This is a genomic window from Rheinheimera lutimaris (assembly GCF_013283795.1).
Lineage (GTDB): Bacteria > Pseudomonadota > Gammaproteobacteria > Enterobacterales > Alteromonadaceae > Alishewanella > Alishewanella lutimaris.
Genome location: NZ_JABSOD010000006.1, coordinates 211,745 through 237,963, shown reverse-complemented (window position 1 = coordinate 237,963; position 26,219 = coordinate 211,745). Strand labels below are relative to the sequence as shown.

General features: G+C 49.2%; 23 protein-coding genes. 6 read left to right on the top strand and 17 right to left on the bottom strand.

The window, feature by feature from the left end:
* Window positions 1-4: 4 nt before the first annotated feature.
* From HRH59_RS08435 to gyrA, 10 genes are all read right to left on the bottom strand, one after another.
* On the bottom strand, window positions 5-1,735 hold the full coding sequence (locus HRH59_RS08435) for a potassium/proton antiporter (protein ID WP_173500837.1): 1,731 nt from the start codon (window positions 1,733-1,735) through the stop codon (window positions 5-7).
* Between the two features lie 17 nt (window positions 1,736-1,752).
* Window positions 1,753-2,457, bottom strand: coding sequence for an orotidine-5'-phosphate decarboxylase (pyrF, locus tag HRH59_RS08430; protein ID WP_173500836.1), 705 nt, complete (start codon window positions 2,455-2,457; stop codon window positions 1,753-1,755).
* A gap of 11 nt (window positions 2,458-2,468) precedes the next feature.
* Window positions 2,469-3,605, bottom strand: coding sequence for a tetratricopeptide repeat protein (locus tag HRH59_RS08425; RefSeq protein WP_173500835.1), 1,137 nt, complete (start codon window positions 3,603-3,605; stop codon window positions 2,469-2,471).
* A 3-nt stretch (window positions 3,606-3,608) separates the two neighbouring features.
* Window positions 3,609-3,851 (bottom strand): LapA family protein, encoded by a 243-nt coding sequence (locus HRH59_RS08420; protein WP_173500834.1) that lies wholly within the window; start codon window positions 3,849-3,851, stop codon window positions 3,609-3,611.
* A gap of 40 nt (window positions 3,852-3,891) precedes the next feature.
* Window positions 3,892-4,176 carry an integration host factor subunit beta gene (gene ihfB / locus HRH59_RS08415; RefSeq protein ID WP_134054744.1) on the bottom strand — a complete coding sequence of 95 codons (285 nt, stop codon included), beginning with the start codon at window positions 4,174-4,176 and terminating at the stop codon, window positions 3,892-3,894.
* A gap of 64 nt (window positions 4,177-4,240) precedes the next feature.
* The gene (rpsA, locus tag HRH59_RS08410; RefSeq protein WP_173500862.1) at window positions 4,241-5,920 is read right to left on the bottom strand and encodes a 30S ribosomal protein S1; all 1,680 of its coding nucleotides are present in this window, start codon (window positions 5,918-5,920) and stop codon (window positions 4,241-4,243) included.
* Window positions 5,921-6,031: 111 nt separating this feature from the next.
* Window positions 6,032-6,721, bottom strand: a complete 690-nt coding sequence (gene cmk, locus HRH59_RS08405) for a (d)CMP kinase (RefSeq protein ID WP_173500833.1) — start codon at window positions 6,719-6,721, stop codon at window positions 6,032-6,034.
* Between the two features lie 146 nt (window positions 6,722-6,867).
* Window positions 6,868-8,148: a 3-phosphoshikimate 1-carboxyvinyltransferase gene (gene aroA, locus HRH59_RS08400; protein ID WP_173500832.1), complete on the bottom strand. Its 1,281-nt coding sequence runs from the start codon at window positions 8,146-8,148 to the stop codon at window positions 6,868-6,870.
* Complete coding sequence (serC, locus tag HRH59_RS08395; RefSeq protein WP_173500831.1) at window positions 8,145-9,227, bottom strand: 3-phosphoserine/phosphohydroxythreonine transaminase; 1,083 nt, start codon at window positions 9,225-9,227, stop codon at window positions 8,145-8,147. The genes aroA and serC overlap by 4 nt, the downstream gene beginning before the upstream one ends.
* A gap of 139 nt (window positions 9,228-9,366) precedes the next feature.
* Window positions 9,367-11,985, bottom strand: coding sequence for a DNA topoisomerase (ATP-hydrolyzing) subunit A (gene gyrA, locus HRH59_RS08390; RefSeq protein WP_173500830.1), 2,619 nt, complete (start codon window positions 11,983-11,985; stop codon window positions 9,367-9,369).
* A gap of 187 nt (window positions 11,986-12,172) precedes the next feature.
* Here gyrA and ubiG point away from each other — a divergent pair, with 187 nt between their 5' ends.
* The 5 genes from ubiG to HRH59_RS08365 all read left to right on the top strand — a co-directional run bounded on the left by ubiG (window position 12,173) and on the right by HRH59_RS08365 (window position 18,050).
* Entirely contained in the window at window positions 12,173-12,883 is a 711-nt protein-coding gene (ubiG, locus tag HRH59_RS08385) for a bifunctional 2-polyprenyl-6-hydroxyphenol methylase/3-demethylubiquinol 3-O-methyltransferase UbiG (RefSeq protein WP_173500829.1), read from the top strand.
* Window positions 12,884-13,218: 335 nt separating this feature from the next.
* On the top strand, window positions 13,219-15,504 hold the full coding sequence (nrdA, locus tag HRH59_RS08380) for a class 1a ribonucleoside-diphosphate reductase subunit alpha (protein ID WP_173500828.1): 2,286 nt from the start codon (window positions 13,219-13,221) through the stop codon (window positions 15,502-15,504).
* A 70-nt stretch (window positions 15,505-15,574) separates the two neighbouring features.
* Window positions 15,575-16,705, top strand: coding sequence for a class Ia ribonucleoside-diphosphate reductase subunit beta (nrdB, locus tag HRH59_RS08375; protein WP_173500827.1), 1,131 nt, complete (start codon window positions 15,575-15,577; stop codon window positions 16,703-16,705).
* Window positions 16,706-16,708: 3 nt separating this feature from the next.
* Window positions 16,709-16,963, top strand: a complete 255-nt coding sequence (gene yfaE / locus HRH59_RS08370) for a class I ribonucleotide reductase maintenance protein YfaE (RefSeq protein ID WP_173500826.1) — start codon at window positions 16,709-16,711, stop codon at window positions 16,961-16,963.
* Between the two features lie 70 nt (window positions 16,964-17,033).
* A complete protein-coding gene (locus tag HRH59_RS08365) occupies window positions 17,034-18,050 on the top strand; it encodes a tetratricopeptide repeat protein (RefSeq protein ID WP_173500825.1) in 1,017 nt (338 codons plus the stop codon).
* 21 nt (window positions 18,051-18,071) lie between these two features.
* On the opposite strand, the gene HRH59_RS08360 is transcribed toward HRH59_RS08365, so the two are convergent.
* The 5 genes from HRH59_RS08360 to HRH59_RS08340 all read right to left on the bottom strand — a co-directional run bounded on the left by HRH59_RS08360 (window position 18,072) and on the right by HRH59_RS08340 (window position 21,603).
* Window positions 18,072-18,641 (bottom strand): YceI family protein, encoded by a 570-nt coding sequence (locus tag HRH59_RS08360; RefSeq protein WP_173500824.1) that lies wholly within the window; start codon window positions 18,639-18,641, stop codon window positions 18,072-18,074.
* A gap of 14 nt (window positions 18,642-18,655) precedes the next feature.
* A complete protein-coding gene (locus HRH59_RS08355; protein WP_173500823.1) occupies window positions 18,656-19,204 on the bottom strand; it encodes a cytochrome b in 549 nt (182 codons plus the stop codon).
* Between the two features lie 173 nt (window positions 19,205-19,377).
* Window positions 19,378-20,292 (bottom strand): oxygen-dependent tRNA uridine(34) hydroxylase TrhO, encoded by a 915-nt coding sequence (gene trhO, locus HRH59_RS08350; RefSeq protein ID WP_173500822.1) that lies wholly within the window; start codon window positions 20,290-20,292, stop codon window positions 19,378-19,380.
* A 94-nt stretch (window positions 20,293-20,386) separates the two neighbouring features.
* Window positions 20,387-20,920: a YaeQ family protein gene (locus HRH59_RS08345; RefSeq protein WP_173500821.1), complete on the bottom strand. Its 534-nt coding sequence runs from the start codon at window positions 20,918-20,920 to the stop codon at window positions 20,387-20,389.
* Between the two features lie 41 nt (window positions 20,921-20,961).
* On the bottom strand, window positions 20,962-21,603 hold the full coding sequence (locus HRH59_RS08340; RefSeq protein WP_173500820.1) for a LysE family translocator: 642 nt from the start codon (window positions 21,601-21,603) through the stop codon (window positions 20,962-20,964).
* Window positions 21,604-21,780: 177 nt separating this feature from the next.
* Here HRH59_RS08340 and HRH59_RS08335 point away from each other — a divergent pair, with 177 nt between their 5' ends.
* Window positions 21,781-24,147, top strand: a complete 2,367-nt coding sequence (locus HRH59_RS08335; protein ID WP_173500819.1) for a TonB-dependent receptor — start codon at window positions 21,781-21,783, stop codon at window positions 24,145-24,147.
* A 41-nt stretch (window positions 24,148-24,188) separates the two neighbouring features.
* Here HRH59_RS08335 and HRH59_RS08330 read toward each other — a convergent pair whose 3' ends face one another.
* Together HRH59_RS08330 and HRH59_RS08325 are read right to left on the bottom strand one after the other, a co-directional pair.
* Complete coding sequence (locus HRH59_RS08330) at window positions 24,189-25,526, bottom strand: NAD(P)/FAD-dependent oxidoreductase (RefSeq protein ID WP_173500818.1); 1,338 nt, start codon at window positions 25,524-25,526, stop codon at window positions 24,189-24,191.
* A complete protein-coding gene (locus HRH59_RS08325) occupies window positions 25,519-26,097 on the bottom strand; it encodes a GNAT family N-acetyltransferase (RefSeq protein ID WP_331460161.1) in 579 nt (192 codons plus the stop codon). Before HRH59_RS08325 ends, HRH59_RS08330 begins: the two co-directional genes overlap by 8 nt.
* Window positions 26,098-26,219: the final 122 nt, after the last annotated feature.

Below are 26,219 nucleotides of genomic sequence, written 5' to 3'. Positions count from 1 at the left end.
TTTTTTAACCGACGGCTTCTACCGGCTTTATGCCTACCTGAGTTGCTTCGCCGGCTTCGTTCACCTGGCGTACGGTAAGTAACAATTGATCTAAGCGCACCTGGTCACCGATAACCACCCGACGGTGAAACCTGCGGGCTATATAGGCAGACAGTGTTTGCAGTTTGTCTTCGCCGGCAAAGTTTATCGTATAGAATGAATCTAAATCGCTCAGGCTGATATTGCCGTTGAGTACGAAATCACCAAAGAAGCTGCTGTTACTTAACACAGACTTCTCTGCATCTTTGGCCAGCACTTCACTGATTTTTTGCACATGCTTTAACTTAGCCAATACCATTAGCGTGTCGTGGGCATTAAATACCGGTTTTTTCTCCGGCAAAATCCATTCGCCGTCACGTAGTACGCCCAAAAACTGTATGGGTTGCTTAAATTGCAGATCCTGCCAGCTTAAGGCTAATACCGGTGAAGTATCGGTAACTTTAAATGCTAATACTTCCATGACATCGTTACTGGGCACGGCATCCAGCGGCATGGTTTGGTCCGGCGCCAGTTCGGCCGGTACTTCCAGCTTTAACCAACGCGCTACCGGCACTATGCTCCAGCCTTGCACCACTAACGACACTATAACCACCACAAAGGCGACGTCGAAGTACAGGTGTTCATCCGGCATGCCGGCCAGCCACGGAAACAATGCCAAAATAATCGGCACTGCACCGCGCAAGCCAACCCAGCTGATAAACAGCTGATCACGCGCCGGAAAACGAAACGGAATTAAGCTGAGAAACACCGCGATGGGTCTGGCGATAAAAATCAGCACCGCCGCCAAAATTAACGCCGGCACCAAGTGGTTCATCAGGTTGCTCGGTACTACCAGCAAACCTAACATCAGGAACATGCCAATTTGACTGATCCAGGCCAAACCATCGTGCATGCGCAAAATATGAATAATTTGCGGCAGCCTGGCATTGCCGACCAGGTAACCCATTAGATAAACAGCTAAAAAGCCGCTGCCGCCAAAGGTGTTGGTTACAGCATAAATAAAGATACAGCTGGCCACAGCCAACAACGGAAAAAAGGCAAAGCTAAGCGGCAGTTTGCGGCATAAGAACACAAACACCCGCCCTGCTGCATACCCCATTACGCCGCCGACTACGGCTTGCTGTAAAAAGCTGCCGGCCACATCCCAGCTCAGGGCTTTACCTTCGGCCAGCACAGCGACCAATGTCAGCGTCAACATAACGGCCATAGGGTCGTTACTGCCCGACTCGATTTCCAGCGTAGACGCCACCCGCTCTTTAATGCGCAGGCCCTGAGATTGGAAGATTGAAAATACTGCCGCCGCATCGGTAGAACTTAATATGGCGCCGAGCAATAAGCCCTGCAGCAAGGTCATATCTAACAGATAAGCCGCTGAAACACCGACAATGCCGCAGGTTAATACTACGCCAAGGGTGGCCAACATTGACGCCGGCGCCAGGGCGACGCGAAAGCGCTCCGGGTGGGTGCGCATGCCGCCGTCGAACAATATGATCACCAGCGCAATAGAGCCGATTAAAAACGCCACCTGAGGATTATCGAACTGAATGCCAACCAAGCCTTCTTCGCCGGCTAACATACCAATGATCAGGAACACCAATAGCATAGGCGCGCCAAGACGCGCCGAAATAAGAGTTGCTATAATACTGATTACAAAGAGAAAACCGCCAACTAATATTGCGAGGTTTATGCCATCCACCCTAACCTCCTGATTAATTAAGCGTTTGCAAGCTCCCGTACTATGGCGTTAAGCGCGTCCAGCGGCTGTGCAGCCTTGGTAATGGGACGGCCGATCACCATATAATCGACGCCGGCAGCTAAAGCCTGAGCCGGTGTCATCACGCGCTTTTGGTCGTCCTGGCTACTGCTGGCCGGACGAATACCCGGTGTTACCAAACAAAAGGCTTTACCGAATTGTTGTTTTAACAGTGTAGCTTCCTGTGCTGAACACACCACTCCATCTAAACCGGCCTTATGCGTTAACCCTGCCAGTTTTACCACCTGTTGCGCCGGAGTCAGGTTAATACCCAGCTCGGTTAAGTCGCTCTGTTCCATGCTGGTTAACACGGTAACGGCAATAAGCTGTGGTTTATCAGTACCATAAGATACCAGAGATTCTCTGGCCGCGCTCATCATTTTACTGCCGCCACTGGCGTGCACATTAACCATCCATACGCCAAGATCGGCTGCGGCTTTAACGGCTTTAGCGACGGTATTGGGGATGTCATGAAATTTTAAATCGAGAAATACTTCAAAGCGGCGTTGTTGCAGCTCCTGCACAAACTGCGGGCCAAAATGGGTGAACATTTCTTTGCCGACTTTTAACCGGCATAAGGCCGGGTCTAACTGACTGACCAAATTCAGTGCAGCGGCTTTTTGTTCAAAATCAAGGGCGACAACCACCGGGGTTTGACAAGACATGTACTTTCCTTCTAACGACCATCGATACCGCGAATAGGCTCTACGCTTTCCCATTGCTGACATGACGGACACAACCAATAATGTTTGCGGGTTTTAAAGCCACAATTGCGGCAACTGTATAACGATTTCTTCTCCAGGTAGGCGTTCACCAGCTCTTCCACAGAAGACAATACGTCGGCTGCGGGGGCCGATTGCTGCTGGCGTATTTGCAACAGCTGCTGAAATAAGCGGATCCCCGGTTGTTGTTTCAGCTTATCCAGTAAAAATTGCTCTGCGGCAGTGGCTGAACCGTGCTCCGCCAACCAGCGCGCTAACTCTACTATGGCACTGATGTTGTGCTGTTTATTGGCTAACTGGCTGAGTAACTGATACCACTCATCATCTGCCAGCTCACATTGTTGTAGCATTGGCAGTATGTCGGCACTCCACTGTGGCTTGTGCTGCGCAATATATAACAGTGCCGATTTTGCCAGTTGTGGCTGTTGCCGGCTAATAGCCCACTGAGCCAGCTCATACTTAGGGCGGATAGCGGCCGGATAATGTTCTGCCAATTGCAACAGCGCGTCAGGCGTTTGCTGTGCCTGTGGTTTGAGTGCCTCAATTTGCATATTGGCCTGGGCAATACGCAACGAGCGCGAATCAGTATTATCGACCGCATCGCTGTATTGCTGCGCTTTATGCCATTCGTGCGTAGCAATAAAAATACTGAATAATTGTTTTAGTGCGGCTTCGGCTAATACCGGCGATTTTACCAGATTAACCAGCAGCTTTTCTGCTCTGTCGTATAAACCGGCAGAGAAATAATCTTTCGCCAATTCAAACTGGATCTGCTGCGCCTGTGGTTTGGGCAGTTTCAGCTGGTGCAGCTTTTCATGAATGCGAATGGCTTTATCCCAATCGCCTTTGCGGCGGAACAAGTTGGCCAGCGCCAGATAGGTTTCAATAGTGGCGGCTTCGATGTCCAACAGTTCCAGCAACTGCTCAATGGCTTTATCTTCCTGATCGGTGAGTAAAAAATTTAAACCGGAGGATAAGTTGCGGGTAATGTTGGCGCGGCCTTTCAGCTCTTTATGTTTAACGCTGTTGCGGCCCATAAACCAGCCGTAGGCTGCTGCCACAGGTAATAACAGAAACAGCAGCTCTAACATAGGCTAGCTGTTATCCGTTGATTTACGCAGCCAACCCTTAGCTTTACGTTGCAATGAATATAACAAAGCGATCATCAGGCCAAGTGTTATGCCAAGCAACAGGAATATCAGTGCTATGTCGACGACTCTTAAGCGGGCACTGATAATAAGAAGATTTAAATCAGCCAGTTGCTGATTAATCGAACCAAACAGCACCCCTACTACAATCAGGGCTACTATTACTGCGATATAAAGTAGTCTGCGCAAGGGAAACTCCGTTTACGCCTGCAAACTCAATGCAATGAGATCAGGTATTGTCTTTTACGCGGTCACGTAATTCTTTGCCCGGTTTGAAATGCGGTACATATTTACCGTCTAATTCAACTTTATCACCGGTTTTAGGGTTACGGCCGACACGTGGTGCACGGTAATGCAGTGAAAAACTGCCAAAGCCACGAATTTCAATGCGTTCGTTGCCTGCTAATGACTGTGCCATCTGCTCGAGGATTTCTTTAACTGAAGCTTCAACATCCTTGACCTGAATATGGGGGAAATCAGTAGCTAATTTTTCAATTAATTCAGATTTGGTCATAGACCCTCCGGCAAACCTGCTGTTGGATAAAGCAGGAGGCACAAGCCCCCTGCTTTGCTGGCAATTAATCCTGCTTCTGAGCAGCTTTAAATGCTTCGGCCATAGCGTTACCACCAAAATCAGCTTCTTGTTGCTTGCTGTTGACAGTATCCATAGCTTCTTTTTCTTCAGCTTCGAATTTCGCTTTGATTGACAGGCTGATTACGCGGTTTTTGCGATCAACACCCATTAAACGAGCTTCAACTTCTTCGCCTACTTTCAGTACCGTAGTGGCATCTTCAATACGCTCACGCGCGATGTCAGATACACGAACATAACCTTCTACAGCACCTTCTAACATAACAGTAGCGCCTTTAGCGTCAACGGCAGTTACTTCACCTTTAACGATAGCACCTTTTTTGTTGTCAGCAAGGTAGCCGTTGAACGGATCTTCGTCCAGCTGCTTGATACCTAAAGAAATACGCTCACGTTCCGGGTCAACTTGTAACACAACTGCGTGTACTTCGTCGCCTTTCTTGAAGTCGCGAACCGCTTCTTCGCCAGTGGCGTTCCAGCTGATGTCTGATAAGTGAACCAGACCATCGATGCCACCGTCTAAACCGATGAAGATACCGAAGTCAGTGATTGACTTGATCTTACCGCTTACACGATCACCCTTGTTGAAGCCCTTAGCGAACTCTTCCCATGGGTTAGCTTTACACTGTTTCAGACCTAAAGAAATACGACGACGTTCTTCGTCGATTTCCAGTACCATAACTTCCACAGAGTCACCCAGGTTAACAACCTTAGATGGGTGGATGTTTTTGTTGGTCCAGTCCATTTCTGACACGTGTACTAAGCCTTCTACGCCTTCTTCGATTTCTACGAAGCAGCCGTAATCAGTCAGGTTAGTTACGCGACCAGTGATGCGTGCGCCTTCAGGGTAACGTGATGCGATAGCGGCCCATGGATCTTCACCCATTTGCTTCAGACCTAAAGATACACGTTGTTTTTCGCGGTCGAATTTCAGTACTTTTACCGGAATTTCGTCGCCAACATTAACGATTTCGCTTGGGTGCTTAACGCGCTTCCATGCCATATCAGTGATATGCAGTAAGCCGTCTACGCCACCTAAGTCTACGAATGCACCGTAGTCAGTCAGGTTCTTAACGATACCTTTAACTTCCATGCCTTCTTCCAGCGTTTCTAACAGCTGGTCACGTTCATGGCTGCTTTCTGATTCAATAACGGCACGACGTGAAACCACCACGTTGTTACGCTTCTGATCCAGCTTGATAACTTTGAACTCAAGTTCTTTGTTTTCCAGGTGCAGTGTGTCACGCACCGGACGTACGTCTACTAATGAACCAGGCAAGAATGCACGAATACCGTCAACTTCAACTGTGAAACCACCTTTAACTTTACCGGTAATAACACCGATAACGGTTTCTTTGTCTTCACAAGCTTTTTCCAGGCGTACCCAGGCTTCGTGACGTTTGGCTTTTTCGCGAGATAACAGGGTTTCACCGAAACCGTCTTCAATCGCATCTAAAGCAACGTCAATGATGTCGCCAACGCTTACTTCGATTTCGCCGCTCAGATTTTTGAACTGCTCAACCGGAATAGCGGCTTCTGACTTCAGACCGGCGTCAACCATAACGACGTCTTTCAGAACGGCTACAACAGTACCTTTAACAATGGCACCCGGACGGGTTTCGATAGACTTGAGGCTTTCCTCAAATAATTGTGCAAAATTTTCAGTCATATTCACTTTTTCAGTTAAGTGCGCCACAGAACATCATGTTCGTATGGGGTTGCTAAATTTACCTGTTTAAATCCGTTTAACAGGCTGTCCAAAATGCGGCTTTGGCCTGGTTCACACCACAGCTGGCAATTTCATGCCGGCGTAGTTCAGTACCTCTTCCAACACTTGTTCAATCGATTTATTGGTCGAATCCAGCATATAGGCGTCGGCTGCTGGTTTCAGCGGCGCGGTGGCGCGGTTCATATCGCGCTCGTCTCTGGCCTGGATTTCGCTCAAAAGGTCGCCGATATTAACATCAAAGCCCTTTTCTTTCAACTCTAAATAGCGCCGTCTGGCGCGCTCTTCCGCCGAAGCTGTTAAAAATATTTTAACCTCTGCCTGGGGGAAAACCACAGTGCCCATATCGCGGCCATCGGCCACTAAACCGGGCGCTTCCGCAAAAGCGCGTTGACGCCGTAATAAAGCCTCGCGTACCCTGGGTAATGAGGCTATTTTCGATGCCAGGGTGCCGACATCTTCGGTACGGATGGTGTGTGATACATTTTCGCCTTCCAGGGTAATGCGCACATTACCCTGTTCGTCGCTGCTAAACTGAACATCCAGGTGGGCCGCTAACGGCTGCAGGGCTTCTTCGTCATCACAGGCAATGTCGTGATGTACGGCAGCCAGAGCCAATACGCGGTAAATAGCGCCACTATCGAGTAATTGCCAGCCTAAACGCTGGGCCAGTAAGCGGCATATTGTACCTTTACCGGAACCGCCGGGGCCATCTATGGTAATTACTGCTGCAGAGTGTGGCATCCTACCCCCTTTCCAAACTACTGGTTAATCGGATTTCAAAACCGCAGTATTATACAGCTTTTTGCGACAAAATCTGTGTTTAATTAAGATAAAACGAAGGAAAGACGCGCAGTCAGAAGGCTACGCGTCTAAATGATTTCTGTTATTTAACAAGCCAGTTGTTGAAATAAACTGAAATAATGCGGAAAGGTTTTTGCGGTGCAATCGGGGTCTTCAATGGTCACGCTGGTATCACTCAGCGCCACCAGAGAGAAACACATCGCCATGCGGTGATCGTTATAGGTAGCAATACTGGCATGCTTAAGCGTGGCCGGCGGTGTCACTTTTAGGTAGTCGTGGCCTTCTTCTACCTCTGCACCGACTTTTCGAAGCTCAGTTGCCATTGCAGCCAAACGATCGGTTTCTTTTACCCGCCAGTTATACACATTGCGTATCACCGTTGGCCCTTTGGCAAATAACGCTGTGGTGGCGATGGTCATAGCCGCATCCGGAATAGCATTGTAATCACGGTCGATGCCATTAAGCGTGTTACGCGTTACCATTATATAGTCGTCACCCCACTCAACCTCGGCGCCCATCGCTTCCAACGCATCAGCAAAGTGGATATCGCCCTGCACGGCATGTTTACCAATGCCGGTTACCTTTATGCTGCCGCCTTTAATGGCAGCTGCGGCTAAAAAGTAGGATGCCGATGACGCATCACCCTCAACCAGCCATTGGCCCGGCGAGCGGTAAAGCTGATTACCCTTGATACTGAAACGCTTGTAGTTATGGTTTTGCACCGTAACGCCAAAACGCTGCATCAGGGCCAACGTAATATCAATATAGGGTTTGGATACCAGCTCGCCGGTAATGTCTATTTCGCTGTCACCGGCAAGCAACGGCGCTACCATTAACACGGCAGTTAAGAACTGGCTGGAAATACTGCCGTCAATCTGCATACTGCCGCCCTGCAGCGCCTTGCCTTTAATGTGTAACGGCGGAAAATCTTCGCTGCCGGTATAGCGGATATCGGCCTGCCATTGACGCAATGCATCAACCAGATGGCCTATCGGCCGCTCGTACATGCGCGGCTCGCCGGTTAGGGTCACATCGACATTGGATGCCGCCAGTGCAGCGGTTAATGGCCGCATTGCCGTACCGGCGTTGCCGAGAAACATCGTTAGCGCCTGCGGGTGGTTAAACAGGCCGCCAATGCCATGCACATCGCACCTGGTGCGACAATCAGACAACTTATAGCCGATGCCCAGCGCCGTTAACGCGTTGAGCATATGTTTAATATCATCGCTATCAAGCAAGTTGGTGATGTGGGTGGTACCTTTTGCCAGCGCGGCCAACAGCAATACCCGGTTAGAAATACTTTTTGAGCCCGGCAAATGCACTTCACCGGCGACTTTAGCAATAGGGTTTAAGGTTAAGGTTTTCATCCGTGCACACGCTCAAATTCCTGCATAAAACTCACCAGCGTTTGTACGCCCTCTATTGGCATAGCGTTGTAAATACTGGCCCGCATACCGCCAACCATACGATGGCCCTTTAACGCCAGCAAGCCATGCGCCTCAGCCTGGTCAACAAACATATCGTTTAAGCGCTCGTCACCTAAGAAAAACGGTACATTCATCCACGAGCGGTATTGTTTATCAACGTCGTTACTGTAGAAATCGCTTTTATCAATATAATCATACAGTAAACCAGCTTTGGCTTGGTTACGCGTAGCCATTGCGGTAACGCTGCCCTGCTGTTTTAACCATTTAAATACCAGCCCGGCCAGATACCAGGCAAAGGTTGGCGGCGTATTAAACATGCTGTCGTTTTCTGCGGCTAAGCGATAGTCCAGTACTGATGGAATACGCGCATCTTTTGCCGGCAATAAATCTTCCCGCACTATGGCCAGGGTTAAACCGGACGGGCCAATATTTTTTTGTGCGCCGGCATAAATCATCCCATAGCGGCTGACATCAATTGGCCTGGATAAAATAGTAGAGGATAAATCGGCGACGATTGGGCTGTTGGTATCAGGCAACGCGGTAAATTCAACACCGTCTACGGTTTCGTTCGGACAGCAGTGCACATAGGCAGCGCCTTGGGTTAATTGCCAGTCATTGGGGGCGACCACAGTACGAATGCCGCCCGGGCTTTTTTGCCGGATATCCTGCGGCGCAATATTGCCGTATTTTACCGCTTCTTCTACCGCCGATTTAGACCAGGCGCCTGAGATAATATAATCCGCACTCTGGCCGGGCTTTAACAGATTAAGTGGCACAGCAGAGAACTGACCGCGGCCACCACCATGCATAAACAGCACTTTGTAGTTAGCCGGAATATCGAGTAAATCACGTAAGTCCTGCTCAGCCTCAGCCGCAACACGGATAAATGGTTTGCTGCGGTGGCTCATTTCCATTACCGAGCAGCCATGTTGTTGCCAGTTAATAAATTCCTGTTGTGCCTGCTGCATTACCGCTACGGGTAACATGGCCGGCCCGGCACAAAAGTTAAAAGTGCTCATCTTTACTACTTGCTCCTGAATTAACATTTCTATTCAACTGGCTTGGTTGTATTACTGTTGCCGGCTTAATGCCGATCTTTTTATTTATGCCTGATAAAAAGCAAAACGAGCGCAGAAGCGCCCGTTTTATGGTCAGTTGTTACTCTTCTTCATCCTGGGCTAACTGAGTATCGGTAAGTACGGTGCTGGCGGCCTTTTCTGCCTCGGCAGCGGCTAACTCTTCCGCATCCTGAATCTCATCTACTTTAGCCACCCCAACGACTTTTTCGTTATCCGCAGTACGGATCAGGATAACGCCCTGGGTGTTACGGCCCACTTCGGATACTTCATTAACGCGGGTACGTACTAAAGTGCCTTTGTTGGAAATCATCATAATTTCATCCAACTCGTTCACTTGTACTGCACCTACCACCAGGCCGTTACGCTCAGATACCTTGATAGATACCACGCCCTGGGTAGCACGGCTCTTGGCCGGATATTCGGTTAACGAGGTACGTTTGCCGTAGCCGTTTTCAGTTACAGTAAGCACCGGGCCATCGCCGTTAGGTATAATTAACGATACTACCGAGCCACCTTCGCGCAGTTTAATACCACGTACACCGGTAGCGGTACGGCCCATGCCGCGCACCTGATCTTCAGTGAAACGCACCACTTTACCGTCATCAGAGAACAGCATAATTTCGTTATTGCCGTCGGTAATGCCCACGCCAATTAAGTGGTCGCCGTCGTTCAGGTTAACAGCAATAATGCCGTTTGAACGTGGCCGTGAGTATTCCACCAATGAGGTTTTCTTCACGGTACCGTTGGCAGTCGCCATAAACACGTATTTATCGGCTTCGTACTCACGCACCGGCAGAATAGCGTTAATACGTTCGCCCTCTTCCAGCGGCAGCAGGTTTACAATCGGCTTGCCACGTGCCGTGCGGCTGGCCAGCGGCAACTGATATACCTTCATCCAATACAGACGGCCACGGTTAGAGAAGCACAAAATGGTGTCGTGGGTACTGGCAACTAACAGCTTATCGACGAAGTCTTCATCTTTTACTGTAGTTGCGGCTTTACCTTTACCACCGCGGCGCTGGGCTTCGTAATCAGACAACGGCTGATATTTGGCATAGCCCAGGTGCGATAAGGTAACAACCACGTCTTCTTCGGTGATCAAATCTTCCATATTGATATCCAGCATATTGTCCTGGATATCAGTGCGCCGTGCATCAGCATACTGGGCTTTAATGGCTTCTAATTCTTCGCAAATTACTTCCATTAAGCGCTCTGGGCTGGCCAGAATATGCAGTAACTCAGCAATCAGCTCTAACAGTTGCTTGTATTCGTCGAGAATTTTCTCGTGCTCAAGCCCTGTCAGCTTATGTAAGCGTAAATCCAGAATGGCCTGAGCTTGTTGTTCGGTGAGGAAATACATGCCATCACGAATGCCAAAATGCTCTTCTAACCATTCCGGCCGCGCAGCATCTTTACCGGCACGCTCTAACATACTGCTGACATCACCCAACTGCCAACCGCGGGCGACCAAGCCGGCTTTGGCTTCGGCCGGGCTGGCAGAATGTTTAATCAGTTCAATAATCTCATCGATATTGGCCAGCGCTATGGCTAAACCTTCGAGGATATGCGCACGGTCACGGGCTTTACGTAAGTCGTACACGGTACGACGGGTAACCACTTCACGCCGGTGCAGCACAAAGCATTTCAGCATTTCAATTAAGCTAAGCAGCTTAGGCTGGCCCTGATCCAATGCCACCATATTGATACCGAATACCGTTTGCATCTGGGTATTGGTATACAGCTGGTTCAACATTACATCGGTAGACTCGCCGCGTTTAAGCTCAATGACAATACGCATACCGTCTTTATCAGACTCATCGCGCAGCGCCGAAATACCTTCGATGCGTTTTTCTTTTACCAGCTCGGCAATTTTTTCAATTAAGCGGGCTTTGTTAACCTGATACGGAATTTCGTTGACGATAATGGCTTCACGGCCGGTTTTCTCGTCGGTTTCTACCACGGTTTTGGCGCGGATATACACTTTACCGCGGCCGGTACGGTAGGCTTCTTCAATGCCTTTACGGCCGTTGATAATAGCTGCCGTCGGGAAATCCGGGCCCGGGATATACTGCATCAGCTCGTGCAGCTCAATATCCGGGTTAGCAATTAAAGCTAAGCAGCCGTCAATAACTTCGGTTAAGTTATGCGGCGGAATATTGGTGGCCATGCCCACAGCAATACCGCTGGAGCCGTTAATCAGCAGGTTAGGTAACTTGGTTGGCATGACTGCCGGAATTTGTTCAGTGCCGTCATAGTTAGGCACAAAATCGACGGTTTCTTTATCTAAATCGGCCAGCAGCTCGTGGGCAATACGTGACATCCGCACTTCGGTATAACGCATCGCAGCGGCAGAGTCACCATCGATAGAACCGAAGTTGCCCTGACCGTCTACCAGCATATAACGCAGTGAAAATGGCTGCGCCATCCGTACGATAGTGTCATATACCGCACTGTCGCCGTGCGGGTGGTATTTACCGATAACATCACCTACCACACGGGCAGATTTTTTATAGGCTTTGTTCCAGTCATTGCCCAGTTCCTTCATCGCGAACAGCACGCGGCGGTGTACCGGCTTTAAACCATCCCTTACGTCCGGTAAGGCGCGGCCAACAATGACGCTCATTGCGTAATCGAGGTACGAATTCTTTAATTCGTCTTCGATATTAATAGGAACTATTTCTCTGGCCAGATCTGTCATAAAACGCTAATTTCCCTTAAATCAGATAGATAACTCGCTTTTGTCGATGTTATAAAGCGCGAGACAACGCAGGATTCTAACACAGAAAATCCCGCTTGCCATGCCTGAAATGCATAGCAAATTAAGCTTCGGCATTGCTCAAATGGATCAAGGCTTTATAATGCGCAAAAACTAACGAGCATGCTATATGACTGCAGATATGAATGTTGATGCCGGCGAAATTGCCAAGTTTAACGATATTGCCTCACGCTGGTGGGACCCAAGCGGCGAATTTAAACCACTGCATTTACTTAATCCGGTTCGGTTAAGCTACATTAGCGACGAATTGCAGGGCTTGTTTGGTAAAACAGTTATTGATATCGGTTGTGGCGGCGGTATTTTAGCGGAAAGCATGGCACGCAGCGGCGCCAACGTTACCGGGCTGGATATGGCCGAAGACTCGCTTAGCGTAGCCAAGCTGCACGCATTGGAAGCCGGCGTAGAGGTTAATTACCAACAGGCAACCGCCGAACACTATGCGCAAAACCACGCGGCACAGTTTGATGTGGTGACCTGCATGGAGATGCTCGAGCATGTGCCTCAGCCTGAGTCGGTGGTGCAAGCCTGTGCCGACTTAGCCAAGCCAGGTGCCACCTTGTTCTTTTCTACGTTAAACCGTACACGCAAAGCCTGGTTACTGGCAATTATCGGCGCCGAACAGGTATTAAAACTGGTGCCCAAAGGTACGCATGAATTTGATAAATTTATTCGCCCATCCGAGCTGATGCGCTTTATCGAGCAAGCCGGCTTAGAAGTGGTTGATGCAACGGGCTTGCACTATAACCCGCTGCAGCAGAGCTTTAAAACCGGCCCCGGCGTCGATGTTAATTACATCGTGGTGGCACGCAAACCGGCCTGAATGCCGGCAGTGGTTAAATTAGCAGCATCTAAATAGCTGTGGGCTATAAAAAAAATATTAATAGAACAAATAAATTTAACCGGAAAAAAAGCTTGCGTACGCCAGCCTTTCCCCACGACACTGTTGACGCGGTTAGCAGCTACTAACCGCCGTTTTAACGCTAAAATTCCGCTGAATTTCACCCTTGCAAAAAAGCCGGATCCACACTATCTTGTGATCACTTTCTCAAAAGCATCTATATGTTGTGTAATTAAGCAACAATAGCTGCCGCTAAAATGGCCGTGCGCTACATGGCTGACGATAACAATTTATAACTGAAACGGAAATCTGCCGCGATGACTCAATCTCTTTTCGTCACTAAACGTGATGGCCGCCGTGAACCTTTGGATCTGGATAAAATTCACCGCGTTATTACCTGGGCCGCCGAAGGCTTATCTAATGTGTCGGTATCTCAGGTTGAGCTGAAGTCTCATATTCAGTTTTATGATGGCATTAAGTCGGAAGACATTCATGAAACCATTATCAAGGCCGCTGCAGATCTGATCTCAAAAGACACGCCGGATTATCAGTACCTTGCCGCCCGTTTAGCGGTATTCCACCTGCGTAAAAAAGCCTATGGCCAATTTGAACCACCACACCTGTATGACCAGGTGGTGAAGATGGTTGAAGCCAAACGCTACGATCAGCACATCCTGGCAGATTACAGCCGTGACGAGCTGGATCAGATGAACAGCTTTATCGATCACAGCCGCGATTTAAACTTCAGCTATGCTGCCGTTAAACAGCTGGAAGGCAAATATCTGGTGCAAAACCGTGTCAGCGGTGAAATATACGAGAGTGCGCAGTTCCTGTATATGCTGGTAGCCGCCTGTTTGTTTGCTAACTACCCTAAAGCCACACGCTTAGATTATGTGCGCCGCTTTTATGACGCCTGCTCGTTGTTTAAGCTATCTCTGCCGACACCGATTATGTCCGGCGTGCGTACCCCTACCCGCCAGTTCAGCTCTTGTGTATTGATCGAATGTGGTGACAGCCTGGATTCAATCAATGCCACCTCCAGTGCCATTGTAAAATACGTTAGCCAACGTGCCGGTATCGGCATTAACGCCGGCCGCATTCGTGCGCTGGGCAGCCCAATCCGCAACGGTGAAGCCTTCCACACCGGCTGTATTCCGTTTTACAAGCATTTTCAAACAGCAGTTAAAAGCTGTTCGCAAGGCGGTGTGCGCGGCGGCGCGGCTACATTGTTTTACCCACTGTGGCATTTGGAAGTTGAGTCGCTGCTGGTACTGAAAAACAACCGTGGTGTGGAAGAAAACCGCGTACGCCATTTAGACTACGGCGTGCAGTTTAACCGCCTGATGTACACCCGGCTGATTAAAGATGATTACATCACCCTGTTCAGCCCGTCTGACGTACCTGGCTTATATGATGCTTTCTTTGAAGATCAGGAAAAGTTCGAAGAGTTGTATGTTAAGTACGAAGCCGATACGTCTATCCGCAAGAAGCGCTTAAAAGCACTGGAGCTGTTTACCCTGTTTATGCAGGAACGCGCCAGTACCGGCCGTATTTACCTGCAAAACGTCGATCATTGTAATACCCACAGCCCGTTTAATCCGAAGTTAGCTCCGGTGCGTCAGAGCAACCTGTGTCTGGAAATCGCTCTGCCAACTAAACCGATGAACGATGTAAATGACCCGGAAGGTGAAATTGCGCTTTGTACCCTGTCGGCGTTTAACTTAGGTGCTATTGAAGATTTAAGCGAGTTAGAGCCGCTGGCTGAACTGGCCGTGCGCTCACTCGATAGCCTGCTGGATTATCAGGATTACCCTATCCCAGCCGCGTTTCATGCCTCTATCAGCCGTCGCACCTTAGGTGTGGGTGTCATTAACTACGCCTACTACCTGGCGAAAAACGGCGTGAAATACTCTGACGGCTCGGCCAACGGTTTAACCCACCGTACTTTTGAAGCGATTCAGTATTATTTGCTGAAGGCATCAAACAAGCTGGCACAGGAATTCGGTGCTTGTCCTAAGTTTAACGAAACCACTTATGCTCAGGGCATACTGCCGATAGACAGCTATAAGAAAGATTTGGATAAAGTGTGTAACGAGCCGCTGCTGCTGGATTGGGAGCAACTGCGTAACGATATTCTCAGCCATGGTTTGCGTAACTCAACGTTATCGGCATTAATGCCGTCTGAAACGTCGTCGCAAATTTCCAACGCCACTAACGGTATTGAACCACCGCGCGGTCATATCAGTGTTAAAGCCAGTAAAGACGGTATTTTAAAGCAGGTAGTACCGGAATATGAGCGGCTGAAAAACCAATATGAGCTGTTATGGGATATTCCGAACAACAGCGGTTATATTTCGCTGGTGGCGATTATGCAGAAATTTATCGACCAGACCATTTCGGCTAACACCAATTATGATCCGAACAAGTTTGACGGCGGTAAGGTACCGATGAAGTTGTTGCTGCAGGATTTACTGTCAGCTTATAAGCTGGGTGTAAAAACTATGTATTACCACAACACCCGTGACGGCGCGTCAGATGTCCAGGAAGACATTAAGCCCGAAGCGGAAGACGACGGCTGTGCCGGCGGCGCCTGTAAAATTTAATAGTTAACTAAACGGGCTGCTGCGGTAGCCCGTACTTTGTAATAAATCCCTGTTAGGACGATAAGTGGCAATGGCGTACACAACCTTTAACCGACAAATAAATGACCAGATGAAAGAGCCGATGTTCTTCGGAAATCCGGTGAACGTTTCACGCTATGATCAGCAAAAATATGGCATTTTTGAAAAACTGATCGAAAAGCAGTTGAGCTTTTTCTGGCGGCCGGAAGAAGTCGATGTCAGTAAAGATCGTATCGACTACCAAAACCTGCCGGAACACGAAAAGCACATTTTTATCAGTAATCTGAAGTACCAGACATTGCTGGACTCGGTGCAGGGCCGCTCGCCCAATGTGGCCTTTTTACCGATAGTGTCATTGCCGGAGCTGGAAACCTGGATTGAAACCTGGGCTTTCAGCGAAACCATCCACAGCCGCAGCTATACCCATATTGTGCGTAATATCAGCGCTGAACCGCATAAAGTATTTGATGACATTATGCTCAATGAGCGCATTTTAGAGCGTGCTGACGATGTTACCCGCTACTATGATGCCTTAATCGACGGCATAAACCTGTATCAGCGCTGTGGTGAAGGCACGCATACTATTAATGGGCAAAGCCACAGCATCAGCCTGTACGAGTTAAAACGCCGCTTATATTTGTGTGTTATGTCGGTAAACGTGCTGGAAGCGATCCGGTTTTACGTTAGCTTTGCCTGTAGCTTTGCCTTTGCCGAACGCGAATTAATGGAAGGTAATGCTAAAATTATCCGCCTGATTGCCCGTGACGAAGCGCTGCATTTAACCGGCACCCAGCATATGCTGAACATTATGGCCGCCGGTGATGACGACCCTGACATGGCGAAGATTGCTAAAGAATGTGAAGAAGAAGCCTACGCCATTTTCCGCAAAGCGGCCGAACAGGAAAAAGACTGGGCAGAATATTTGTTTAAAGACGGCTCAATGATTGGCCTGAACAAAGATATTCTCTGCCAGTACGTGGAATACATTACCAACAGCCGGATGCAGGCTATCGGCATGAAAGCCATTTTTTCTACCACGCAAAACCCCATTCCGTGGATCAATACCTGGTTGGTATCAGACAACGTACAGGTTGCGCCGCAGGAAGCTGAAATCAGCTCTTATCTGGTTGGCCAGATTGACAATGAAGTTGATGGTGGCGACTTCGGCGATTTTGACCTTTAGGTTATGCCTTGTGTTAAGGTTACCGCAGGCGTTGTCATTGATTTCGATGGCCGCGCCCGCACCTTACTTGATGCGCTGGAGCAGCAAAAATTAACGGTGAACTTTCAGTGCCGTGAAGGTTATTGCGGTGCCTGTCGCTGCAAGTTGTTATCAGGTGCTGTCAGTTATATTAACGAACCGCTGGCGTTTGTTCGTAAAGGTGAATTTTTACCCTGCTGTAGCACGCCGGATACAGATATCGAAATTGAAATCCCCTGAGTGTCTGGTAATTTCTCTGCTGATGCCGCAGACTAAGCGCATTACGCGCTGATCTTTAAGGAGATCATTGATGAAAGCCCTGCTGTTATTTATTGCTGCGACTGTTTCTTCTGCAGATATAAGCCACTATGAGCAATTGCTGGCCAGCGCCCGCTACACTGAGCTTGAGCATCAGTTAATCCAACAGCCGGATTACAAACAACAAGGTGAACTATTGGTCATTTACGCCAGAGCGTTAATTAACCAACAGCGGCTCGAAGATGCCAATACCCTGCTTAACTATGCCATAGAGCAATTTCCGCAGAATAGCGAACTGAATTATCTGGCCGGCTTAAGTAAAATTCGTCTGGCCAGTGATGGCAATGTGTTTGCCGCCAAAGAACGTGCTGCCCGCGGTGTTGCCTTGCTGCAAAAGGCGGTTAGCTTGCAACCGGATCACTATGCTGCGCGCCAGGCATTAATCGATTTTTACAGTATTGCCCCTGCTGCTGCCGGAGGTGACAAAGAGTTGGCCAATAGTATGGCCGCGCAACTGGCTGAAGAAAACCCGGCCCAGGCATTGTTGGCCCGCAGCCGCATTTTATTAAATGAGAAAAAACCTACTGAGGCGTTGGCACTGCTAAACAGCATGATACCGGACCCGCCAAATGCCAGGCTGTTGGCGCGTAAAGCGCAGATCCTCAATGAGTTGGCTTTATATGATGAAGCCTTTGTTAATTACCGTCAGGCAGCAGAGCACGCTACAGATTTAACCGATAAATATAATGCGCTGTACCATATTGGCCGGCTGGCTGTAACCGCTGATCAAGATGCTATGGCGGGTATTACGGCACTGCAGCAGTATCTGGAGTTTTACCGTGACAGTGAAAATAAAACCCTGCCTTGGGCCACACTAAGGCTGGCGCAATTAATGTACCGTACCGGTGATACTTTTGAAGCCAGTTTACTGGTCGCGGGCCTGACCAATGCGCAGGTTGAAAATGAAGAGTTTAATCTTATTCTGGTGAGCTTACTCAGTGCATTAAAAACGAAAGAAGCTAAAGCAGAGCCGGAGCATCAAACAGAGGATAAACCGCAGCAGATCTGATGCTCTGCTGCGGTTGCTGCATTACTTGCGGATACCTTCTACTGTCAAATCCAGTTGCACCGTGGCTGATGCCGGACCTAAATCAGTATTAATGGCAAAATCTTTCAGGGTTAAAGTGGTAGTACCGGCAAAACCAGCACGGTAACCACCCCATGGATCTTTACCTTCACCCAGTTTCTCTGCAGCAATTACTACTTCTTTAGTCACGCCGTTCAACGTCAGGTTACCGTGTAAATCAAAGGTTTCACCGGCTTTTGGCACAATTTTGGTGCTGACAAAAGTCGCTTTAGGGTGTTTGCTTACATTTAAAAAATCACCGCTGCGCAAATGTTTATCACGCTCAGCGTGGTTAGAATCAACACTTGCGGTGTCAATGGTCAGCTGAATTTTTGCGTCGGTCAGTTTATCAGCGTCATAGCTGAAATCACCGGAGAAGGTATTAAAACGGCCATATAACCAGCTGTAGCCTAAGTGACTTATCTTAAACTGGACAAAAGCGTGCGCGCCCTGAGTATCTATTACGTAATCTGCCGCCTGAGCCGGTAAGGTCATCATCGCAGCTACAGATGCCGCTAACAGTAATTTTTTCATAGTGATCTCCAATGTTAAGGTTTACGGCCAAACATACGTTTGAGCGTGTGGTCTTTATCAATATAGTGATGTTTCAATGCCGCCATGCCATGCAACACTGCAAGTGCTATCAGGCTGTAAGCAACGTATTCGTGTACCAGCCCGGCAATATCGGCTTGATTAGTAAATAATGCGCCTAGTGCCGGTACTTCAAACCAGTCGAATACAGCAATAGGCCGGCCATCTTCAGTAGAGATCAGGTAACCACTGATCACCAATAACAAAATGCCCAGATATAAACAACATTGCACTACCGCAGAGGTTTTTTTCTCCCAGCTGCGGTGCGTCGCTAACGCCTGCGGCGGCGGGCTTAGCCAGCGCCACAGCAAGCGTAGCAGCATTACTATTGCCAGCAAGATCCCTGTGCTTTTATGCCAGTGCGGCGCTGTGCGGTACCATTCGCTGTAATAGCTTAAATCTACCATCCAGAAACCGGCGGCGAACAAACCGAATACGGTCACAGCAACCAGCCAATGCAGCACAACACTGACGACACCATAATGTGATGAACTGTTTTTCAGCATGCAAAACTCCTTAAGCCTAACGATAATAGAGCAATACGATTAAACTAAAATTGCAATATTGCTGTTTAACCTTTCTATTTATTAGAATTATTCAGCCATAGTACAGCACAGCACTGTACAGAAACAACAAAGCCGGCTTTACGCCGGCTTTGTAATACTATCCACCTTACAGCTTACTCGAATTTACCATCGCGGATATGTTTACCACCGCGTTGTTTGGCTAATTCAACCTGGCGCTGACGCTCGGCAAAGGCGGCTTTTTGCTCATCAGTGGTTTTATCATGGCAATGCGGGCAACTTAAGCCCTTAACGTAGTGCTCAGATGCCATTTCTGCTGTTGATAACGGCATGCGGCAAGCATAACACTGATCATAACTGCCCTGCTCCAGGCCGTGTTTGACCGCAACACGCTGATCAAACACAAAGCATTCGCCCTGCCACAAGCTGTTGTCCTGTGGCATTTCTTCCAGATATTTTAGAATGCCGCCGTCAAGGTGATACACCTCGTCAAAGCCCTGCTCTTTTAAAAAGGCAGTCGATTTTTCACAGCGGATACCGCCGGTACAAAACATGGCGACTTTTTTATGTTTAGTTTTATCTAAATTGTCGGCTGCCCACTGCGGGAACTCGCGAAAAGTGGTGGTATTAGGATTGACGGCATTTTTAAAAGTACCGATGGCGACTTCGTAATCGTTGCGGGTATCGATAAGAATAGTGTCCGGATCGCTGATCAGCCTGTTCCAGTCATCGCCTTTAACATAGGTACCCACTATATGCGCCGGGTTTATCCCTTCAACGCCCATGGTAACAATTTCTTTTTTCAATTTTACTTTAGTGCGGTAAAACGCTAACTCATCAGACAAGGACTCTTTGTAGCTCATGCCGTCAAAGCGGCCATCAGCATCCAGCCAGGCTTTTACCGCATCGACACCGGCACGCTCACCACAGATGGTGCCGTTAATGCCCTCTTCGGCTAATAACAAGGTGCCTTTGACTTTGTTGGCGACCATGTAGTCGTACAAGGTATCGCGCAGGGTAATATAATCGGGTAAACGGACAAACTTGTATAAAGCAGCAACTACGTACATAACCTACCTCTTGCAACGACGGACCGTAAATCCGTAGCAATATTAAAATCGGGCGTATTATAGCGTTCGCTGAAATTAAGGCAAGGCCACAATATTAATGTGGTTTTTCCAGCAAGGCACTAAGGTTAAGCTGTAATACATGCTCACCGTCGGTAATGGATAACAGCGGATCTTCGCGCCAGACGCTGAGTTTCATATGGCTTTTCAGCATCTGACAAAACTCTGCCAGTTGGGCTGACGTCAGCGTGAAAATACGTTGATTAGCCGGCCAGTCGTCGTGTTCTGCTTTGCTGGTTTCCTGCTCGTCTAACACCAACAACAACTGATCGGCCAGATGCGATGCCCTTAGCCGGCGCTTTTCTGCTACTAATTCCAGCTGGCACCAGAGCTGAAAATGTTGTTGCTGATCCTGAATAAACAGGTCCGGTGCTTTACCGCCTGAGTCATCTTTGGCAAAACCCGGCTGTTGCTCGTACAGGCTGAGATAAACCAGTAAGCGTTTGGCAAAATGTTCGGCGCTCTCGCCCTGCCAGGGCGAGACATAATGCCGTTGCTGCAGATAGGCATGGCTGGCATCGCAACTGTATTGCAGATCCAGCTTTATTACTTTGCTGGCCATTTGCATCATTACTACCCCACAAACCAGACTCTGGCTGGCGCAAGCAGAGTTTAGCTGTTAATCGCGGTCACTACCAAATGCATAGCCAGTGCCAATAATAGTAAACCCATTAAGCGGTCAAACCAGTAGCCCTTCAACAGCAGAAAACCCCTTACTTTAGTGTGTGTTAGCACCATAGATAACATACAGAACCAGGCCGCGGTGGCCAGCGCCATATATACGCCGTAGATAATTTTGTAAGAAAGTGGTGTAAGCGGCGAAATAATGACGGCAAACAACGATAGAAAAAACAAGGTGGCCTTAGGGTTTAAACCATTGGTAATAAAACCGGCGACAAAGGCTTTACCGGCAGAGGGTACGGTTTCCTCTGCATTACCGGCTATAGCCTGCTCCGGATGTAGCGGCGCTTTACTGCGCAATGCCATTACGCCGATATAGGCCAGATAGACAGCCGCCGCGATACTTAATACCTTAAATAGCCAAGGCGTGGTTTGAATAAGCACTGCTATACCCACCAACGACCAGGTAACATGCAACAGAATGGCTGCACCAATGCCAATGCTGGCTGCCAGGGCCTGTTGCCGGCCAAAACGCACCGCATAACGCAGCACTATGGCAAAATCCGGCCCCGGGCTGGCCACCGCCATCAGATGCACCAGGGCAATTAACATAAACTCCGGCCAAAAACTCATAACGCTAAACCCACACAGAAAAAAATAACCATTCTAATAACCGGGGGCCTGGTTATGCCAGCAGTTAATCGCGTTTGTTCACCGTTTTATCCTTTCAGCGCCATGCTGGCTTGCCGCGCTAAGATAATTCTGTAAAATGTTATAACATCACGCATGCAATAATTCAAAGGAAACCCAATGCGCAGTTTATCTGCTTTGCCACGTTACAGCCTGTTAGCAGCTCTGGTTAGTCTGACGTTCAGTGCTTCAGCGCAGGAGTCGGCACAGCGCTACGACGGCGTCATTACCGATGCTCAGGGACAACCGCTGAAAAACGCTCGTGTACACATCCACGGTCGCCAGCAATATGTCTATGCTGACGAGCAAGGCCGTTTCAGTATTCAGGCGCCTGCCAATGCTGAATTGCATGTTTCAGCTGCCGGCTACGGTGACAGCTTTGTTACGGTAACACCGGCACAACCACAACTGAATATTAACCTTACGCCCGGCGGTATTGAGCGTATTGTGGTTGCCGCCTCCGGCATTCATAAATACAACCTGGAAATGGCCACGCCGGTATCGGTACTGACCGGGGAAGAGCTAAGCCGACGTAGCGAACCAACCATCGGCGAAACCCTGAAATATGAACCCGGTGTGCATGCCAATTACTATGGTCCGGTGGCATCAAGCCCGGTGATCCGCGGCTTAGACGGCCCGCGCGTACGTATTTTAAATAACGGTTTAGACACCGCTGACGTATCACGTATCGGGCCAGATCATGCTATCAGCGCCGATGCCATTACCGCACAGCAAATTGAAGTGCTGCGTGGCCCGGCCACCTTACTTTACGGCAGTGGCGCTATCGGCGGCGTAATTAACGTAGTAGATAACCGTATTCCGCGCCAGTTGCGTGCTGACAGCGAAACCAAACTGGAAAGCCGTTATGTTGATGTATCAGATGAAAAAACCGTTGCGCTGAACCACGAAGGCAGCAGCAACAATATCGCCTGGCATGTTGATGGCTTTAACCGTGATACGTCAGATTATGATGTGCCCCGCTTCAGCAATGACGAAGGCGAAACGGCCAGCCGTCTGGAAAACTCATGGACACAAAGTAAAGCGCTGAACGGCGGTTTAAGCTATATCGGCAACCGTGGTTTATTTGGTATCAGTATTGGCCGGTTAGAATCAGATTATGGTATTCCGGGCCATCATCATCATGATGAACACGAAGAAGAGCATGACGATCATGAAGCACATGATGAAGAGCATGCAGATGAAGGTGTATTTGCCAAATTAAAGCAAAATCGTGTCAGCATGGCCGGTGAATGGTATACGCCGTTTGCCGGTATTGAAACCTTGTCTTTTAACGCTGCTTACACTGATTATCAGCATCAGGAAATTGAAGATGGCAGCGTAGGCACCACTTTTAAAAATAAAGCACTCGAGAGCCGCCTTAGCCTTGAGCATGAAGAACTCGGTGGCTGGCATGGCCTGGTGGGTTATCATTTGCAACGCGCTGATTACCGGGCGTTTGGCGAGGAAGCCTTTACTCCCGACAGCGAAACCTTGTCGCATGCGGTATTTGTACTGGAAGAAAAACAGTTCGGTAATATTTCTGCCCAGTTAGGCGGTCGTATTGAGCGCACCACACATGACGCAACAGGGTTGGCCATCGGCCATGACACCGACATTACAACCAGTGTATCTGACGACTTTACCGCCTTAAGTGCATCCGCAGGTTTAGTATGGGAATTTGTGCCGGGATTCTCCTGGGCTCTGGCCCTTAGCCGCTCAGAGCGGGCGCCGGGCGCTGCAGAACTGTATTCAAACGGTGCGCACATCGCTACCAGCAGTTATGAGTTAGGTATGCGCTATCAATTACACGATGGCGAAATTGAGCTGTCAGAGCAGAAGCCTGAAAAAGAGACAGCTAATAATGTCGATATTACCTTTCGCAGCTTCAAAGGCGACCTGAGCTTTACCTACAACTTTTTCTATAACAAGGTGCGTAACTATCTGTATCTGGCTGATACCGGTCTGACTATGGCAGATTTAGCGCACGACGAACATGACGAGGAACACGACGAAGCCGGGCATGAAGCCCATGAAAGCTTCGCGGTGTATCAGTACCGACAGCAGGATGCGATCTTATACGGGTTGGAATTTGAAGCACGTTACCGGCTGGATGAGGCACAATCTGTTAACGTTTTTGTTGACACCGTGCGGGCCAAACTCGACGGCGGCGATTACCTGCCACGCATTCCGCCGTATAAAACCGGTTTAGGTTATCAGTATAAAGGCATCAGCTGGAGCGCTGACATTGGTGTTACGCGTTACGCTAAGCAGACCAAAGTTGCTGCCAATGAAGCGCCAACCAAAGCTTATACCCTGCTTGATGCCAGCCTGAACTATGACTTTAGCTTATCGCAGTTGGATATGACGGCGTTTTTACGCGGCACTAACCTGACAAATGAGTTAGGTTTTGTCCACAGCTCCTTTATTAAAGCCGATGCACCGCTGCCGGGTCGGGCAATAACCCTTGGCCTGCGGGCAACGTTCTAACATATCAAGCCCGGCTCTGCCGGGCTTTTTATTGCCGATAATTACAGAAAACGATCTTTAAAACGGCCCCACTGATAATAACCTTGCTGGCCCAGCCGCCTGAAGGCCGGTAGCGGAAACGGTACTAACCGGCTTTGGTATATCGGTAACGGCGGCAGCTCTATGCCCATGGCCAGTTCCGCCAGGCGCACGCCGGCCTGGGTACTGAATGATAAACCACTGCCGCAATAACCGCCGGCATAAAACAATCCTGGTTCAGCTTCACACACCCGTGGTAAATCGTCGTACGACACTGCAACCCAGCCACTCCAGTGATATTCAACACGCAGCTCTGCCAACATCGGAAAACAGGCTTTCAGTGCGGATAACAGCCGCGCCGGATAGACAGCTTTTTCAGCATCTTTGCCATACACTGCACTGCGCCCGCCAAATAAAATACGGTTGTCCGGTAACTTACGGTAATAGTATTTCAGTGCCCTGGTATCCATGACCAGCTGCGTATGCTGTAAACCACTTTGCTCAAGCTGCTCCGGTGTGAGCGGTTGGGTAACAATAATGCTGCTGAGCACCGGTAAACAAGCGCGGTTAAATGCAGGGTACAGACCCTTGGGGGTATAACCATTGGTAGCCAGCACCAGTTGTTTGCAGCGCACTGAAGCCTGTGGCGTTTGCAGCACAAAACTGCCGTCGGCGCTGCGTTGCCAGCTTAGCAGCGGCGATCCGGTGTACAACTGTACCCCGCTTTGCTGCGCCATAGTTGCATAGCCCTGTGCCAGAGCCAACGGGTTAACACCAAAGCAATCGGGAAACTTAACCGCAGCATAGGCGCGGGCATTGTGCATATAGTCGTTTTTCAGTTGTGACTCAGACAAGTACTCTGCCTGATAACCGAACTGACGCTGTAAAAACGCCGCCTGTGCCGGCAGCTCTGCTGCTGCAGAAGTATTGTGAGCGACTTTTAAATAGCCGGCCGGTTGGCTGTCGCAGGCAATATTACCATCTGCAATCATGTGTTTAACCTGCGCTATGGCTGCGCCGTATTCCTGATGGAACAAGCGGGCGCTGTCCAAACCAAAGCGTTGTGTCAATTGTGCCAGGCCTAACCTGCCGCTGCCCCGCAGTACAAAACCGGCGTTACGGCCGCTGCAACCCCAGCCGGCTTGGTTGGCTTCCAATACCGTTACTTCACGCTTAAAACGCTTTGCTAACTGATAGGCGCAGCTCAGGCCGGTATAACCGGCACCAATTACCACTATGTCACTGCTCAGATCATGTTGCAGTGGCGCAGTCTGTATTGCCGTGGCGGTGTGATCTACCCAGTAAGACGATGGGTAAGCCAGGTTAGTACCAATCTCTGTGTCCGTCAGCGGATCATACATGGTGTTTGGCCTCCGGGAATAACAGCACCATTTCAGCCGCGCTGCAGTTGCACAGTGCGCCGCACACCGGACACTGATAGCCAACCGTTTCGGATAAATGTCGCCAGCGCTGCGGATGAACTTTAACCAGTGTTGCACCGGCGTTGCTGAAGTAGCGCTGTGCAGCGTTGCCCGGGCTCTCGCGCCAAATGTGTGCCAACCCGGCAGCGGCGCCCTGACGGCGCAGTGCAGCAACAGAGGTGTTCAATAACGCCGACGCTATACCCTTGCCCCGCTGCGTTTGGCTTACCCCCACTGATTTGAAGTAGGCCATTTTCGCCGCGTCAACCGGCCACAAAGTCTGGCTACACCATTGATCCGGTTGCCACTGGCCGGCAGCAAAGCTTAACCGGTAACCAATAACCTGTTGTTGTGCATCAAGCGCTACAAAGCTGGCGTTAATCCCCCCCGTTATACCCTGCTGCTGCATTTGTTCTAAACCGGCCGGGCTAAGGTAATTATCGCCATGAATTTGATTGGCAAGGCGGATAACGGCAGGAAAGTATGTCGCAGTAAGTTCAGTTATTTGCACTTTACAGCCCCAACAGAAAACAGACTGTTGTTATAAATCAGCCTGTCGCTTTGCTGCAATCTGTTTTTTTTGCTGCAATCGTATGCGATTACCCGGACTGGAGACGAAGTGCCATAAATATG